The sequence below is a fragment of the Undibacterium sp. 14-3-2 genome (genome assembly GCF_016595265.1).
Taxonomy (GTDB): domain Bacteria; phylum Pseudomonadota; class Gammaproteobacteria; order Burkholderiales; family Burkholderiaceae_D; genus Undibacterium; species Undibacterium aquatile.
This window is the reverse complement of sequence record NZ_JAENGS010000001.1, coordinates 808568-824766: the sequence shown is the minus strand read 5'-3', so window position 1 is coordinate 824766 and position 16199 is coordinate 808568. Positions and strand designations below refer to the sequence as shown.

Annotated in this window: 14 protein-coding genes; 11 read left to right on the top strand and 3 right to left on the bottom strand. The window is 51.8% G+C overall.

The features are described 5' to 3' along the window. The first annotated feature begins 21 nt into the window (after window positions 1–21). On the top strand, window positions 22–933 hold the full coding sequence (gene prmA / locus Undi14_RS03665) for a 50S ribosomal protein L11 methyltransferase (RefSeq protein ID WP_200177938.1): 912 nt from the start codon (window positions 22–24) through the stop codon (window positions 931–933). Between the two features lie 6 nt (window positions 934–939). Beyond that, window positions 940–2373: a DUF3426 domain-containing protein gene (locus tag Undi14_RS03660; protein WP_200177937.1), complete on the top strand. Its 1434-nt coding sequence runs from the start codon at window positions 940–942 to the stop codon at window positions 2371–2373. 64 nt (window positions 2374–2437) lie between these two features. On the opposite strand, the gene Undi14_RS03655 is transcribed toward Undi14_RS03660, so the two are convergent. Further along, entirely contained in the window at window positions 2438–3358 is a 921-nt protein-coding gene (locus Undi14_RS03655; RefSeq protein ID WP_200177936.1) for a pseudouridine-5'-phosphate glycosidase, read from the bottom strand. Then, the gene (locus tag Undi14_RS03650; RefSeq protein ID WP_370589875.1) at window positions 3343–4461 is read right to left on the bottom strand and encodes a PfkB family carbohydrate kinase; all 1119 of its coding nucleotides are present in this window, start codon (window positions 4459–4461) and stop codon (window positions 3343–3345) included. Before Undi14_RS03650 ends, Undi14_RS03655 begins: the two co-directional genes overlap by 16 nt. Window positions 4462–5008: 547 nt before the next feature. On the opposite strand from Undi14_RS03650, the gene rbsK reads away from it, so the two are divergent. The 8 genes from rbsK to Undi14_RS03610 all read left to right on the top strand — a co-directional run bounded on the left by rbsK (window position 5009) and on the right by Undi14_RS03610 (window position 13406). Next, a complete protein-coding gene (gene rbsK, locus Undi14_RS03645; protein WP_200177935.1) occupies window positions 5009–5938 on the top strand; it encodes a ribokinase in 930 nt (309 codons plus the stop codon). Window positions 5939–6131: 193 nt separating this feature from the next. Beyond that, on the top strand, window positions 6132–7127 hold the full coding sequence (locus Undi14_RS03640) for a BMP family protein (RefSeq protein ID WP_200177934.1): 996 nt from the start codon (window positions 6132–6134) through the stop codon (window positions 7125–7127). Between the two features lie 91 nt (window positions 7128–7218). Further along, the gene (locus Undi14_RS03635) at window positions 7219–8748 is read left to right on the top strand and encodes an ABC transporter ATP-binding protein (protein WP_200177933.1); all 1530 of its coding nucleotides are present in this window, start codon (window positions 7219–7221) and stop codon (window positions 8746–8748) included. A gap of 65 nt (window positions 8749–8813) precedes the next feature. Next, window positions 8814–9896: an ABC transporter permease gene (locus Undi14_RS03630; RefSeq protein ID WP_200177932.1), complete on the top strand. Its 1083-nt coding sequence runs from the start codon at window positions 8814–8816 to the stop codon at window positions 9894–9896. Continuing rightward, a complete protein-coding gene (locus Undi14_RS03625) occupies window positions 9893–10864 on the top strand; it encodes an ABC transporter permease (protein ID WP_200177931.1) in 972 nt (323 codons plus the stop codon). The genes Undi14_RS03630 and Undi14_RS03625 overlap by 4 nt, the downstream gene beginning before the upstream one ends. A gap of 177 nt (window positions 10865–11041) precedes the next feature. Then, window positions 11042–12034: a nucleoside hydrolase gene (locus Undi14_RS03620; protein WP_200177930.1), complete on the top strand. Its 993-nt coding sequence runs from the start codon at window positions 11042–11044 to the stop codon at window positions 12032–12034. 11 nt (window positions 12035–12045) lie between these two features. Further along, a complete protein-coding gene (locus Undi14_RS03615) occupies window positions 12046–12885 on the top strand; it encodes an isopenicillin N synthase family oxygenase (protein ID WP_186884804.1) in 840 nt (279 codons plus the stop codon). A 122-nt stretch (window positions 12886–13007) separates the two neighbouring features. Continuing rightward, the gene (locus Undi14_RS03610; protein ID WP_186896403.1) at window positions 13008–13406 is read left to right on the top strand and encodes a cytidine deaminase; all 399 of its coding nucleotides are present in this window, start codon (window positions 13008–13010) and stop codon (window positions 13404–13406) included. A gap of 213 nt (window positions 13407–13619) precedes the next feature. Here the strand turns inward: Undi14_RS03610 and Undi14_RS03605 are convergent, their stop codons facing one another. Further along, a complete protein-coding gene (locus tag Undi14_RS03605) occupies window positions 13620–14120 on the bottom strand; it encodes a hypothetical protein (protein ID WP_200177929.1) in 501 nt (166 codons plus the stop codon). Between the two features lie 444 nt (window positions 14121–14564). Between Undi14_RS03605 and Undi14_RS03600 the strand changes: the two genes are divergently transcribed. After that, the gene (locus Undi14_RS03600; protein WP_200177928.1) at window positions 14565–15986 is read left to right on the top strand and encodes an MBL fold metallo-hydrolase RNA specificity domain-containing protein; all 1422 of its coding nucleotides are present in this window, start codon (window positions 14565–14567) and stop codon (window positions 15984–15986) included. Window positions 15987–16199 lie beyond the last annotated feature (213 nt).

Below are 16199 nucleotides of genomic sequence, written 5' to 3'. Positions count from 1 at the left end.
AGATCTTTTAGAAAGAGCAATATGGGTTGGATAGAAGTTGTTATCGAAGTGGCACGTGAACATGCGGAAGCATTATCAGACGCGTTGATGGATACTGGCGCATTGTCGGTTTCTGTCGAAGATGCAGACGAAGGCACTGCGGACGAAAAACCATTGTTTGGCGAACCGGGTATGGAGCCTGAAGAAGCCGCATGGGATCGCAGCCGTGTGGTCGCACTCACCGATACCGACAGTGATCATGCTGCGATAGTTGCCGCCGCAGCGCAATCCATCGGACTACCTTCGACACCGTCCTACACCACTCGCTCAGTGGAAGAACAAGACTGGGTGCGCTTGACGCAATCCCAGTTTGCACCGATTCATATCGGCAAAAATATCTGGGTCGTCCCTAGCTGGCATGATGCGCCGGATGCCAATGCACTGATACTGGAACTCGATCCTGGGCTGGCATTCGGTACTGGCAGCCATCCGACAACACGACTGTGCATGGAATGGCTGGAAGCACATGCACCGGCAAACCTGACGGTGCTTGATTACGGCTGCGGCTCGGGCATTCTGGCGATGGTTGCAAGCAAACTCGGTGCTGGCAAAGTCATCGGCGTTGACATCGATCCGCAAGCGATAGAATCTGCGAATTTCAATGCTGAACGTAATCATTGCAACATCGAATTTGCGCTGCCAGAAAAATTTGGCACCGAACATCCATCAACTGAAAAATTCAATGTCGTCGTGGCGAATATTCTCTCCAGCCCGTTGAAACTGATGGCACCGATGCTGGCGGGACGCGTTGCAGCAGGCGGCTCACTGGTGTTGTCCGGCGTGCTCGCACGTCAGGCAGAAGAAGTGGCGGCCGCTTATGCTCCGTTCATACAACTCAGCGTCTGGGCAGAGCACGAAGGCTGGGTCGCGCTCTCAGGACAATTGCCAGGTTAATCTGTCATGGCTCTCGCCACACGCTGCCCTCACTGCCTGACCATCTTCCGCGTGGCGAATGACCAGCTGAAGCTGCACGCGGGGCTGGTACGTTGCGGCTCTTGCCAGCAGACGTTTAATGGCGTTGAACATCTGGTACCGCCGCATGAATTAACAAAACCGGTTCAACCTAAGCCCGACGTCGCCGCAAACAGCGCGACGGCGCAAGCACAGCCTCAAGTTCAGTCTCAAGGACAGCAAGCTGAAGTAGCGGCAGAAATACCTGCCGAAAAAATGACTATTCAGCCTGAATCTGTCGTTACCCCAGGTCCGGTTGAGATCATCATCGATGAAGCGGCGTTAAAGAAAGCAGCATTTCCTCCAGCTGCAAAAACACCGGTAGCGCAGGCAGTCGTTGACGATATTGAGATTCGCGAAAAAACGAATGAATTGCCGGAAGACCTGGAAGCGGTTCTGGCAGCCACAACGACGCGCATACCGGAAGAGCCGGTTGTTCCTTCGCCTGCGCCAACACCGGTACCAGCGCCAACACCAGCGCCGGAATCATCCGCGTCACTGGATTTTTTCTTTGGTGAAGATGATCCTTTTGCTGAAATAACAGCCACTCCCCCGGAAACAGTCTCGGCTCAAATCCAACTGGAAGCAAAAGCAGCAATGCTGGAAGAACCCAGCATAGACTGGTCAGTGGCGGATGAAGTCAGCACCACCGGTGCCGGACAAATCTCAGAACCGGACGCAGATGAACCAGCGGAGCCCGTACCGACCACGATTGTGGTGGATACGATTCAGGAACCATATCTGCCAGATACTACGGATGATGTTGCGATTGCCGAAACAGAAGCGGCATTAGAACAACTGGCAACGGCAGCAGAAGACTCCGTCAGCGATACCGGTACAGGTGTCAGCGAAGACGATAAGCCTGAATTTGTCTTGCAGGCAGAAAAAGCAGAGAAACGCGGGCGACTGTATAGCATAGTCATGATCTTGCTGAGCCTGATTTTGCTGCCGGCACTGATAGTACAATCTGGCTATGTCTTCAGAAATCAGATCGCAGCAGCTTACCCGGAAACTCGTGCCGTACTGGAACAAGCCTGCCGCATTCTGCATTGCCAGATTTCACTTCCGGCACAAATTGACTACATCACGATAGAGTCAAATGAATTACAGACACTGTCACCGGAAAAGAATACGTTTTCGCTGGTGATGCAGTTGCAGAACCGCAGTAATACCGTGCAATCATGGCCAATGGTTGAGTTAGTACTGAATGACGCGAAAGATAAACCAGTGTTACAGAAAGCCTTCGCTCCGAAAGACTATCTGAGCGAGCCAACTGAGATAGCAAAAGGTTTCTCACCAGTCTCAGAAAAAAACATCACACTGTATTTTGAATTGCCCAAGCTGAAAGCGTCCGGTTATCACGTCAGGGCCTTTTATCCATGACATACACTGGTAGTCATCGCGGATGACTACCAGTACCAATGCAGCTGGATGCAATTTATCTGTATCAGGATTTTTTATGCGCGGCCAGTGCGTGCGCCAGTTGCGCTCCGACTTTTGCATTATTTTTCACCAAAGCGATATTGCTGACCAGACTGCGACCTCCAGTCAACTCCTTAATTCTTGCCAATAGAAACGGCGTCACAGCTTTGCCGCTGACACCTTGTTGCGCAGCTTCCTGCAATGCTTGCTGAGTGATGCTCTCGATCTCTGCGCGCGGCATCGCATCCGCGACAGGAACCGGGTTCGCAATCACGACACCGCCACGCAAACCCAGCGTCCACTTTGTAGCGATAAAATCAGCCTGCTCAGCGGCGCTATCGAGTTGAAAATCCGCGTGAAAACCGCTGTCGCGGGTAAAGAACGCGGGGAATTCAGCCTGACCAACGCTGACAACAGGAACGCCGTGGGTTTCCAGATATTCCAGCGTCAGACCAAGATCCAGTATCGATTTAGCGCCAGCACAGACAACAGCAACCGAGGTCTGCGCCAGTTCCTGCAAATCGGCAGAAATATCGAAACTGGTTTCTGCGCCACGATGTACGCCACCGATTCCGCCCGTCACAAACACCGGAATAGCAGCCAGCTCGGCACAAATCATCGTCGCGGCAACCGTTGTTGCACCCAATTTTTTAGTAGAAATCACATACGGCAAATCGCGACGACTGACTTTCAGCGCATCTGCCGATTGTCCCAGCAATTCCAGTTCTGCGTCTGACAGGCCTATGTGTATCTTGCCATGCATAATCGCAATGGTGGCAGGAACCGCACCGTGTTCGCGAATAATGGCCTCAACCTCACGCGCGGTCTGCACATTTTGCGGATAAGGCATGCCATGCGAAATAATGGTGGATTCCAGCGCCACCACAGGTTTGCCAGCGACTCGCGCGGCGCGTACTTCTTCAGAAAAGACTAAATAGGATTGCATGATGGTTCCTCATTGAAAATTGTTGTATACGGTGTTTGCAATACACTGGTATCGGTTTGTATGGTCAGCGCCGCCAATTGCAAACCACGCTGACAGGCAAGCAACATATCCTCCGGAGCATGACGTAAAGACCCGCATACGGCAGCAGAAAAAGCGTCGCCAGCGCCCGTTACGTCAACGACCTCTACCTTTGGCGCTGGTAAGTATTGTGCCAGTGCGTTGTGTTTAGAATCTGTAAAAACGACACCGTCCGCGCCGAGGGTAACGATAACGTCAGTCACACCTTGCGCCTGCAGTTGCGCACACGCTTCAATAATTGCTCTGGTATCAGTGAGTTTAGTCGCTAGCCGCTGTTCGAGTTCGGCCTGATTCAGAATCAATAAACGCACTCCTTTTAAGCTTGCAGGAAGACGCGCCATTTTCGGCTGGGAAACGGCGACGATCACCAGTGGTTTGTTATTTAAGACTGCCTCATTCATCAGTAACAGAATACTGTCGGAGGGCAGATTCATGTCCGCGACGATCATCGCAGCAGCATTCAGTTGCGGTCGGCACCCAGCCAGATAGTCACGATCAAGCAACTCACACAATTCCATATGAGCCAGCGCCAGCACCAATTCACCGGCATTATCCAGAATCGCCGTGTAGGTTCCGCTGCAAGCGCCTGAAACGTGTAAAGAACCACTGGTGTCAATTCCTGTGCTGTCTGCATGCGCCATCAAACCTTTGCCGCTGACGTCATCACCAACCGCGCAGATTAATGCCGCGGGGATGCCCTGCCGCGCCAGATTTTCGGCAATATTGCGGGCAACGCCGCCGTAAGACTCGGTCTGACTGGCCGGATTTGACGTGCCCATTTGCAAAGCCGCCAGCGTTCTTAATTTGCGGTCGATATTTGCGCCGCCAATGCAGAGTATCGCGCGCGTCCCGGGAAACGTATATGCCCGCCCGAGAATACGCCCTTCCCTGATCAGGGCGGCGATATGACCTGCAATCGCAGATCGCGATAATTGCAATACGTCTGCCAGCTCTTGCTGCGACACATAAGGATTCGCACTCACCAGCGCAAATAATTGCTCTTTTTTTGACAAAGGCTTACTCACGTCATTTTCCCCACCAACACTTCCCGGCCAGAATAGCTGCCCGGCATCAGATAAATAGCGATCAAGCTGTAGCCAACTGTAGTCATATATCGCCGCGTTAAAAAGCACAGCAACATGCAGCAACCTACAACAACGATATGCAGCAGCAACGCACAAATCAAATACCAAGATCAAATTCAAAAATCAAATACATAGCTCAAACAAAATAAACAAATGTCCGACAAAAAAAACATTTGTTTTAATTTTAAATATTAACACATCCGACTGTCGCCATTTATTGATTCAGACCGCGTTGAAACCCTGGTGTCGTCTGCAATTCCGATTTGACAGCAGTTACTATCCACAGCACAATCTCGCTCGGCATTAATCAATATCAAAAAAATAAAACAAATCACTGCTCGGCCTCAAGGTTTTGCCTGTCCGGAAATTGCATAAAATTTCATCAAAATTTGAGAATGCGCTTGACTAGCAGAAGTAGGCCATAGTTAAATACGAAATCGATTGCGCAAACGATTGCGCATCATTATTTTATCGAGAAAAAAGCATCATGAAGCCACGCATTACCGTAGTCGGCAGCGTCAATATGGATTTAGTTTTCCGCACGCCGCGTATGCCCGCAGTGGGAGAAACCTTGCTGGGTCATGAATTCCGTCAGATTCCCGGCGGCAAAGGTGCGAACCAGGCGGTGGCCGCTGCACGTCAGGGTGCCGATGTGAGCTTTATCGGTGCAGTCGGCGATGACGGTTTTGGTGATTTTTCGCAGCAGTGTCTGGCGAAAGAAGGCATCAACATCAACCACCTCGCGCGTGTTGCCGGTGTTGCCACCGGTGTGGCTGGCATATTGGTGGAAGACAATGGCAGCAATAGCATCGTGCTTGCGGCCGGTGCAAATGCGACGCTGAACGTCAATCAGATTGAGGCAGCGACAAGTGCAATAGGTGCGGCACAATTATTGCTGTGTCAATTGGAGACACCGATCGCGACGGTGACCCGCGCCATCGCAATCGCGCATGCTCAGGGTGTCAAAGTGGTGTTAAATCCGGCTCCGGCACAACAGCTGGACCCTGCATTATTGAAGCAAGTCGATTACCTGATCGTGAACGAAACAGAAGCGTCGCAACTCAGCGGCATCAGCGTGACCAGCCAGGCCAGTGCACGACAAGCATCAGAACGCTTACTGGACTTGGGTGTCGGTACTGTGTTGCTGACCATGGGCGGCGACGGCGCGTTGATCACACAAACTGGCAGTAGCGAATTTATTCCGGCGATTAAGGTCGATGTGGTTGATACCACCGCTGCTGGCGATACTTTTGTCGGCGCGTTTGCAGTTGGTATCGCGAATGGGCTCAGCGTCTCAGACGCCAGCCGTGAAGCACAATATACTGCCGCACTGACCGTGACGAAATTGGGAGCACAGACTTCGATTCCCCATCGACATGAAGTTCTGGATTTCATGAAAGCGCGGAAAGTCGCCTGATTGCGATTGAATACGAATACAAGATGGCAGGATTTGATAGAATTTTGACCTTACAGCCAGACTCGCTGGTGACGCGTGGTAGTCTGATGTCAGTAAGTGCCGATAAATAATGAGTGATGCCACTTGCGACTTGCCGTCAGCGAATAGCGATCACGAACGCAATCACACAAGATATACGAATAAGGAAGCTCTCATGAAACTCAAACAACTCTGCCTGACTCTGGCTGGCTTGCTCGTTGCAGGCGGCGCTTATGCTGCAGACCCGAAATTTGCCGTCATCTACGATGCTGGCGGTAAGTTTGATAAGTCTTTCAATCAGTCCGCTTCTGAAGGCGCAGAGCGCTTCAAGAAAGAAACTAAAATCGGCTTCATGGAAGTTCAGGTCGCCAGCGATACGCAAACGGAACAAGTGCTGCGTAATCTGGCACGTAAAAATGTTGATCTGATTGCCGCAATCGGCTTCGGACAAGCGCAGGCAGTGCAAAACATCGCCAAAGAATTTCCGAAAACAAAATTCGTGTTGATTGACGGCGTTGCCGCTGGCAACAATGTCAGCTCAGTATTGTTTAAAGAACAGGAAGGCTCCTATCTGGTCGGTGTCGCGGCTGCTCTGACCAGTAAATCCAAAAAAATTGGCTTTGTCGGCGGCATGGATATTCCGCTGATCCGCAATTTCTCCTGCGGTTATACACAAGGGGCGAAAGCCACCGATGGCAAAGTCGAAGTGATCCAGAATATGGTTGGCACCACAACCGCAGCATGGAACGATCCGGCCAAAGGCGGCGAGCTCGCACGTGCGCAGTTTGAACGTGGCGTCGACGTGATCTTTGCAGCAGCAGGTGGCAGCGGCATGGGCACACTGCAGGCCGTGAAAGAAAAAGGCAAACTCGGTATCGGCGTTGACTCGAATCAAAATTATATGCATCCGGGCAATATGCTGACATCGATGGTCAAGCGCGTTGATCAGGCGATTTATGACAGCTTCATGCAATTGAAAAATGGCAAATGGCAAGGCGGTACCATCTACAAAGGTCTGAAAGAAGGCGGCGTGGACTGGGCGCTGGATAAAGACAACCGCAGCGTTGTCAGTGCCGAGGTTGAAAAACGCGTCAATGCAGCGAAACAAGACATCATCAACGGGAAAATCAAAGTCGTCGATTTCCGTGATGCAAATAAGTGCCCGATTTAAGATAAAACTCACCATGATCGGGGCGCCAACATCGGCGCCCCGAAATTTTTACCCCTATTCCTGACTCGATCACACCGAGAATCCCGAACGTATGCAAGCTGCCGTCGAATTTCAACACATATCCAAACGCTTTGGCGCAGTGCAGGCGAATCGCGATGTGAGTTTTTCCATTGCACCCGGTTCCATCCACGGCATCATCGGCGAAAATGGCGCAGGCAAATCTACTTTGATGAGCATTCTGTACGGTTACTACCGTGCCGACGGCGGTCAGTTACTGATCAACGGCACGCCACAGCAAATCCGTAACAGTCAGGAAGCAATCGATCTCGGCATCGGCATGGTGCATCAGCATTTCATGCTGGTGGAAAATATGACCGTGCTGGATAACGTCATGCTCGGCTCGGAAGGCGGCTTCCGCCTCGCCGCTCATCGCAAACAAGTCGAAGCCAGCCTGCGTGAGATTTGTCAGCGTTACTCGCTCGACGTTGATCCACTCGCCAAAATTCAGGATTTATCGGTCGGCATACAGCAGCGCGTTGAAATTCTGAAACAAATATACCGCAGTGCGAATATCCTGATTCTGGATGAACCAACGGCGGTGCTGACGGTGCAGGAAACCGCTTCGTTGTTTGAAGTCTTGCGCCTGTTCAAAGAGCAAGGCAAAACCATCATTCTGATCACCCACAAGCTGCAGGAAATTCTCGACATCACTGACGAAGTGACAGTGATGCGCGCGGGTACCGTCGTCGGTTCTGTGCAGACCGCAAACACCAATAAAGAACAACTGGCGGAACTGATGGTCGGTCGCCCTATCGAGACGCATCTGCCACGTGCGCCGTATGCGCCGGGTGAAACGGTGCTCGATGTGAAGGGACTGAATCTGATCAACGCCCAGCAAGTCAGCTTGCTTAAAGACCTGAATTTCAATATCCGTGCCGGAGAAATCGTCGCCATTGCCGGCGTGTCGGGTAATGGTCAGAGCGAGTTGCTCGAAGTGCTCAGCGGTATGCGCTTACCCAGCAGCGGTGCAGTGACGATGCAAGGAAAGCCACTGCCATTTGCCGGGCGTAAAGATGCCGATGGTTTGCCCGCGACGTTCCGCGAACTCGGCATCGCGCATGTGCCGGAAGACCGTTTGCGTGATGCCGTTGTGAAAAATTTCTCGGTCATGATGAACAGCTTTCTCGGCTACCAGAAAAAACTGGGCAAAGCCTTTGGCCTGCTCGACTACAAAGCCATACTGAAAACCTGCAACGAGTTGCTGAGTAAGTTTGACGTGCGTCCGGCCGATCCGCATTTGCGCGTCGCCCTGCTCTCTGGCGGCAACCAGCAAAAAGTGGTGATGGCACGTGAAATAGCGTCAGAACCCAAACTGATGTTGGTCGGACAACCGACACGCGGCGTGGATATCGGCACCATAGAAAGTCTGCACGCACGCTTGCTGGCGATGCGCGATGCCGGTGTCGCCATACTGTTAGTGTCAGTGGAGCTGGAAGAAGTGCGCGCCCTGGCTGACCGGATACTGGTGATGTCGGGCGGCTGTATCACTGGCGAGCTGAAAGTAGAAGAATTTGATGCGACCCGCATCGGCCTGCTGATGGGTGGATTACACAAGCACTAATCAAGCAGCCGGAATACAAAGCAAACATAAGCGAAATAAGCGAACAAACAAGCGACGAACCACGTATGAATCAAGCCGATCTTCCCCGCTGGGCCACCGCCTTTGCCCTGCCTTTACTGAACTTGCTGTCCGCCCTGCTGGTGGCAGCCGGTGTGATTTATCTGCTGGGTGAAAGCCCGCTGGAGTCGCTGGGCATACTACTGAATGCTGCCGTTTTCAATCCTGAAGGACTGGGCTACACCCTGTTCTACGCCGCCACATTTATCTTCACCGGACTGTCGGTGTCAATTGCGATGCAGGCAGGTTTATTCAATATCGGCAGCGAAGGTCAGATGTATCTGGGCGGGCTCGGGCTGACACTGGTGCTGCTCGCTTTTGATTCCAGCTTACCGGCATGGCTGTTGATTCCGCTGGCGATTGCCGGCAGCGCGATCTTCGGCGCGGCATGGGCTTTTTTGCCGGGTTATCTGCAGGCAAAACGCGGCAGCCATGTGGTGGTGACGACCATCATGTTCAATTTCATTGCGGCCAGCCTGATGAACTACATCATCGTCAGTTTTCTGATTCCTGCCGGTGAACAAAACACCGCCAGCCGTGTATTTGCCGATAGCGCATGGCTGCCGAAACTGAATGGCATCCTTCCTATCCTTGGCGAAACACCGCTGAATATCAGCTTCATCATGGCCTTGCTGGCCTTAGTTATTTACGGTGTTGCGGTCTGGCGCACAACCTGGGGTTATCAGTTACGCGCGACTGGTCTGAACCAGCATGCCGCGCACTATGCGGGCATTTCCATCAGCAAAACCATCATGATTGCGATGATGATTTCCGGCGCACTGGCTGGTCTGGCGTCCGTCAATTCCGTCATGGGATCAACCCATTATCTGGGCTTGAATTTCCCCGCAGGCGCAGGCTTTATCGGTATTGCCGTGGCATTGATGGGGCGTCAGCATCCGATAGGTATCTTGCTGTCGTCGATACTGTTCGGCGCGCTGATACAAGGTGGCTTTGATCTGTCGCTGGAAAAACCGAATATTCCGACCGAGACTTTTATTTTCATTCAGGGCCTGATCATACTGTTTTGCGGTGCGATGGAAAATCTGTATGCCCCGGCGTTATCCGCCCTGCTCAAACGTAAGGAAAAATGATGTTTGATGATTTTCAATTTTCCAGCATTCTGGTTTCTACCATCCGTAATGCACCTGTATTAATGTTTGCAGCGATGGCGGGTCTGTTCGCTGAACGCAGCGGCGTGGTGGATCTGGCACTCGAAGGCAAAATGCTGGCAGCGGCGTTTGTGTCAGCAGCAGTCGCCTTTGCGACGCAAAACCCGTGGTTCGGCATCCTCGCCGGTGTCGGCATTTCTGCTGTCATCGCTTTATTGCAGGGCTTTGTCAGCATCACGCAAAAAGGTAATCAGCTGGTAGCCGGTATTGCGTTGAATATCACCCTGAGCGGCCTGACGTTTGTGCTTGCCCAGTTTTTCTTTATGCAGGGCGGACGCACACCCGACCTCGGCTCCGCCCGCCTGTTCGATATTGTTTTACCGGGTTCAGATGCGGTGGCAGGTATTCCGTTTCTGGGCTGGTTTTACACCAAACTGATCGGCGGTCACAGCGCGCTGGTGTATCTGGCGTTTGCCCTGATTCCGCTTGTGCACTGGGTCTTGTATCACAGCCGTTTCGGTCTGCGTCTGCGCGCTGTTGGTGAAAACCCGCACGCGGCCGATGCGGCCGGCATCAATGTCGAACGTACCCGTTTTATGGCGATGCTGTGCGCCGGTGTGTTGTGCTCATTCTCCGGCGCTTATCTGTCCATCGTGCAAAGCGGTTTTTTCCTGCGCGATATGTCGGCCGGTAACGGTTATCTGGCGCTGACGGCGCTGGTGTTCGGTAACTGGCGGCCACTGCAAACGGCGCTCGGTTGCCTGATGTTCGGTTTTTTCACTGCTCTGCAAGTCCAGATCGAAGGCGTGGTCTTCCCTGGCTTGGGCAAAGTACCGGGATCATTGATACAGATGATTCCGTATGTAGTCACCGTCGTCGTTCTTGCGGGCCTGATGGCGAAATCCGTCGCGCCGAAGGCGATAGGCGTGCCGTTTGTAAAGTCACGATAAAAGACTATAAAACCTGCCGGTCGTCCGTATGGGCTTGCCCCGTACTGGCTGCCGGTGATTTATTTTTTAAATCGACAACGTTAATAACGGCCTCCTTGAACCAGGTCAAACACAACAAATTGCTTCAAACTGGGTTCTGTTCAATGGCCAGTTGAAGTTAATTCCTGGAGTATTTCCATGCAAGCAAAACATAAAGTCATTTTCGATACGGACCCTGGCGTTGATGACGCAATGGCCTTGTATTTCGCGCTCGCCCATCCTGATATTGATGTCGTTGGTATCACCACTACTTTCGGCAATGTGTATGTCGAACAAGCGACTATCAATGCGCTCTATTTGACCCGCATCGCTGGCCGCACTATCCCGGTCGCGCAAGGCGTGAACGTGCCGTTTGCGAAAGCCGCCGGCACACCGCCAGATTTCATCCACGGTGCAGACGGTCTCGGCAATCTGCCTTCCCGTATCGAAGTCGGCGGTAAAGCTGAAGTGGAAAGCGCGGCAGAATTCATCGTCAAGATGGCACGTCAGCATCCGGGTGAAATCACGTTGGTTGCAGTCGGTCCACTGGGCAATCTGGGTCTGGCACTGAAAATGGAACCGCAACTGCCTAAGCTGCTGAAAAAAGTCGTGCTGATGGCGGGTGCCGTCGATGAGCCGGGCAATGTCTCGCCAGTCGCAGAAGCCAATGTCTGGAATGATCCAGACGCAGCCGATCTGGTCTTCACTGCAGGCTGGGATCTGACCATGGTTGGTCTGGATGTCACGCATCGTGTGGTCTTGCCATCGAGCTTCTTTGCGCGTCTGGCTGAACAACATAAACACGTGGCGATGGATACGCTGTCGCACGCCGTGAATTTCTACGCCAACTTCTACCAAAGCATACGCCCTGACCTAGGTCACGCTTGCTATGGTCATGACGTGTTGGCTTTTGTCTGGCTGGTCGCACCAGAAATCTTTGAAACACAAAATGGTCGCGTGCGCGTTGCCAAAGAAGGCATAGGCAATGGTCAGACCATGATGGCGAAACTGGCGATTCCTTACCCACAAGCGGGTTGGGAAGCCAGCAAACCAGAAACCCGCGTCTGCATGAAAGTGGATGCCGAGGCTTGCGCTAAACTGATCGACCAGACCTTGTCCGGCGACTGGCTGAAACCAGCACTGGCAAAATAAGGGGAACCGTCATGTTGATACAACCAGTTGATTACCGTGATCCGGATGCTGCAAGAAAATTCACCGAAAGCCTGCACAACACCGGCTTTGGCGTACTGACCAATCATCCTTTATCGCAAAATCTGCTCAATACCATTTATCAGGAATGGTACGAGTTTTTCCAGACCGATGCGAAAAACAAATACGCGTTTACGGAAAAAATGGACGGCTATTTTTCGCCGAAAATTTCTGAGACCGCCAAAGGCTATGCCAAGCGCGACCTGAAAGAGTTTTACCACGTCTACCCGTGGGGACAATATCCATCCGAAGTCTCCAAGGCTGCGCTGGAATACTACGAACACGGCAACAAACTCGCCACTGAATTGCTGCAATGGGTAGAAGATCACACACCGGCAGACATCAAGGCCAAGTATTCGATGCCCTTGTCAGACATGATCACCGACAGCGATCTGACCCTGCTGCGCGTGCTGCACTATCCACCGCTGACGGGTGATGAAGAGCCTGATGCCGTGCGAGCCGCAGCGCATGGCGACATCAACCTGCTGACCGTGCTGCCAGCCGCCACTCAGGCCGGTTTGCAGGTATTAGGCAAAGACAATGCGTGGCACGATGTGCCCTGCGATTTCGGTATGCTGATCGTCAACATCGGTGACATGCTCGATGAAGCCTCGCAAGGGTATTACCCTTCGACGATTCACCGCGTGCTGAATCCGACCGGCGAAGAAGCGAAGAAATCCCGCATTTCACTGCCGCTGTTCCTGCATCCGCGTCCAGATGTAGTGCTGTCTGAACGTCATACGTCCGGCAGCTATCTGCAGGAACGTTTGCGCGAACTGGGCGTGAAAAAATAATCTCCCAAACCTGCTGCGCCTTTCAGGGCAACAATGCGCTGAAAGGCGCAGCAGATATAAGGGATGAACCTGAACAACAAAGAGGCATGCTGACCGGCGTGCCTTTTTAAATGGAGAAAGACATGAACACGCAGGAACTGATCATTGAAGCAAAACTGGCACGCGAACGTGCATACGCACCGTATTCCAAATTCAAAGTCGGCGCGGCAGTGCTGACCAAAGATGGCAAAGTTTTCCACGGCTGCAATGTTGAAAATGCGTCGTACGGCCTGTGCAACTGCGCCGAGCGCACCGCCTTATTCAGCGCCGTCGCCGCTGGTTATCGCCCCGGTGATTTTCAACAAATTGCCGTCACCGGCGACACCGACGGCCCGATCGCCCCTTGTGGCGCCTGCCGTCAGGTCATCATCGAACTAGGCGGCCCGGAACTCGAAGTCGTGCTGACCAACACCAAAGGCGACATCAAAACCACCACCGCCGGCGCACAATTGCCGGACGCGTTTTATCTGCAACCGGAATAAATTTCAACCTAATAAAAAAATCCCCGACAGATCATCTGATTTGTCGGGGATTTTTTATTGTTGTAGCAATGTACGGCAATGTGAATGGCGCGACAAATGCTTGCGTTGTAGAAGAAGTAATAATGTACTTGGCGTAAACGATGCGCATAAACACCTGCGAGTCCAGTTTGCCTAAGCTCTATCTCGTTGATAGATTGGTTAGGGCGATTCGTTTCAACGAAACTCGCCTAGTTTATATATGGTTTTTCTAAGGAATGTCGATATATTCATCAAATCTGAAATACAACCGCCTTTGAAACCGCCTTTTTCATAAGGATAGCGAGCTTCAATGAATGAGTTTGCGAACTTAGCTAGGGCACTTTCAAATGATGGAAAGCTTTTACCTAAAATACTGGACGGAAACTCTTCTTCGATTTTGCTTTTAATGTGAGTTGGAATTTTAGAGTACAAAACATCGAATTTATGTTCACGTGTCAGGCACTTTGTGAAACCTTGGTAAGTTGCACTACCGTCGTCGTGAACCAAGAAAGGAATTAAATCATCTTCTGCAAGATACGACTTCAAGTAGAGCTCAATAGATAGCGCCATATTGACAACGAATGGATATGGCCACTCGATTCCTTCTGGCATCGTGTCAAACAGAATCTTTCCTGTTTCTGCAAAGGCATTGGCCGTAGTTACGACAGCCATTTTGGGGAGAAAATCACGCGCCATTTTTAACCCTAATTTGTTTTAAAGTAAAACTTGAAGTTAACATGTCAATGCAAAATTAGCCACACTATTCCTAACTTCTCAACAGCCAGATATCTTCCATATTCCCTTGAGCCAGCAACGGCAAAATACATAGCGATTCGCTTCATCGCTACATTCGGCGTCAAAAACCCTTCAAACAGCCAAAAATATACTCCCCCCAGTATGTTTTAAACCCCTTTATTCTTGCTGAGATCAGGGCGGTTTTTATTAAATAAGGGGGGAGTATATTGTTTTTGGGCGAATGTCCGGCTTTGATGCGATAGTGTTTGATCAAGTGCGCTACATCAAGAGCACGGCACGCGCAAAGTGCTATGTTAAGGGCAACACTGGTGAGGCAGGGACGGAAGAAACGTCCGCGCGCATTCGCCTTCCGCTACTGTTAGCGTCAACTGCAAGGAGATTCAATTGAAACTGTCATTTCACGGTGCCGACCTCGGCGTCACCGGTTCCTGTCATCTGATTGAGTGTGCGGGAACCCGTATTTTGATCGATTGTGGTCTGTTTCAGGGCGGGCGTGAGCTGGATGAAGAAAACGAAGCGCCGTTTGGTTTCAATGCGGCAGATATCGATTTTGTGTTGCTGACTCATGCGCATCTCGATCATTGCGGGCGTTTGCCCTTGCTGGCAAAACGCGGTTTTCGCGGCACGGTAATTTCCACCTCGGCGACCCGCGATCTGGCGCGCATTGTGCTGCTGGACTCTGCGCACCTGCAGGAATCAGAAGCCGAATATCACAATAAAAAAGGAGCCCGGCGCGGCGAGGAAAAACATTACGCACCGCTCTACAACACGCACGATGTACTGCATTCGCTGGATCAGTTTACACAGATCGTCCGCTATGATCATCCTGTCCAGATCGCGTCCGGCATTACGGCAACGTGGATAGATGCGGGACATATTCTGGGTTCAGCATCCATCGTGCTTGATCTGAACGAGGCGGGTAAACGCTGCCGTCTTGTTTTTTCGGGCGACCTTGGCAGCGATGGCAGAAAACTGCTGCGTGATCCGGCAATTCCACCGAAGGCAGATGTCGTCGTCATGGAAACAACGTATGGCGACCGCCTGCACAAACCGCTGGATCTGTCGATTGATGAACTCTACGGTGCCATCGTTGATACTTTCCGGCGCGGTGGTAATGTGGTGATTCCTACGTTCGCGCTGGAGCGCACTCAGGAGATTCTTTACTACTTGCATGAAGGTGTGACGCAAGGCAAGCTGCCGCGTTCTATGCAGGTATTTCTCGATTCGCCAATGGCGATTTCTGCGACGGAACTGTTCCGTCAGCATAGCGACTGCTGCACAGAAAATGCGGCTGCCCTGCTTCAGGGCAAAGCCGATCCGTTTCAGGTGCCGGGGCTGCATTTCTGCCGCGATGCGGCTGACAGCATGGCGATCAATCAGTTTTCCGGTGGCGCTGTCATCATGGCGGGTGCAGGCATGTGTACCGGGGGACGCATACGGCATCACCTCAAGCATAATTTATGGCGTCAGAATGCGAGTATCGTTTTTGTCGGTTTTGCATCGGTCGGAACGCTTGCCAGAAAAATCATTGACGGTGCCCGTACCGTTCGCGTGCTTGGTGAAGATATTGCTGTCAAAGCGAATATTTATACGATCAACGGTTTTTCCGCGCATGCTGATCGTGACGAATTACTGGCCTGGCATAATCATACTCACGCAACGCATACGTTTCTGGTGCATGGCGAAGAAGAAGTCATGCGCAGCTTTGCGCAATTGCTGCCAGCAGGTAAAGTCAGCCTGCCACAGACGGGCTACAGCGTTGATCTGGCAACGTATTGCCATCCTAAGAAAACAGCGAAGCACTGAAAAAAAATCCCTGCGCACAGCACGCTGTGGCAGGGATTTTTTTTATACTACAGGGACAATCGCCCCTATCGTTTGTAATGCGTCTTGGGACTTACGCAATTTGCCCCAGCAAGGCTAAAAGGCTTTTTTCTGCTTTGGGAAACATCGCTGGTAAGCGATGTCCGTTTCGCCAGCAGGCAACATGTTGCCTGAAACCCTGGGCTACACCATGGC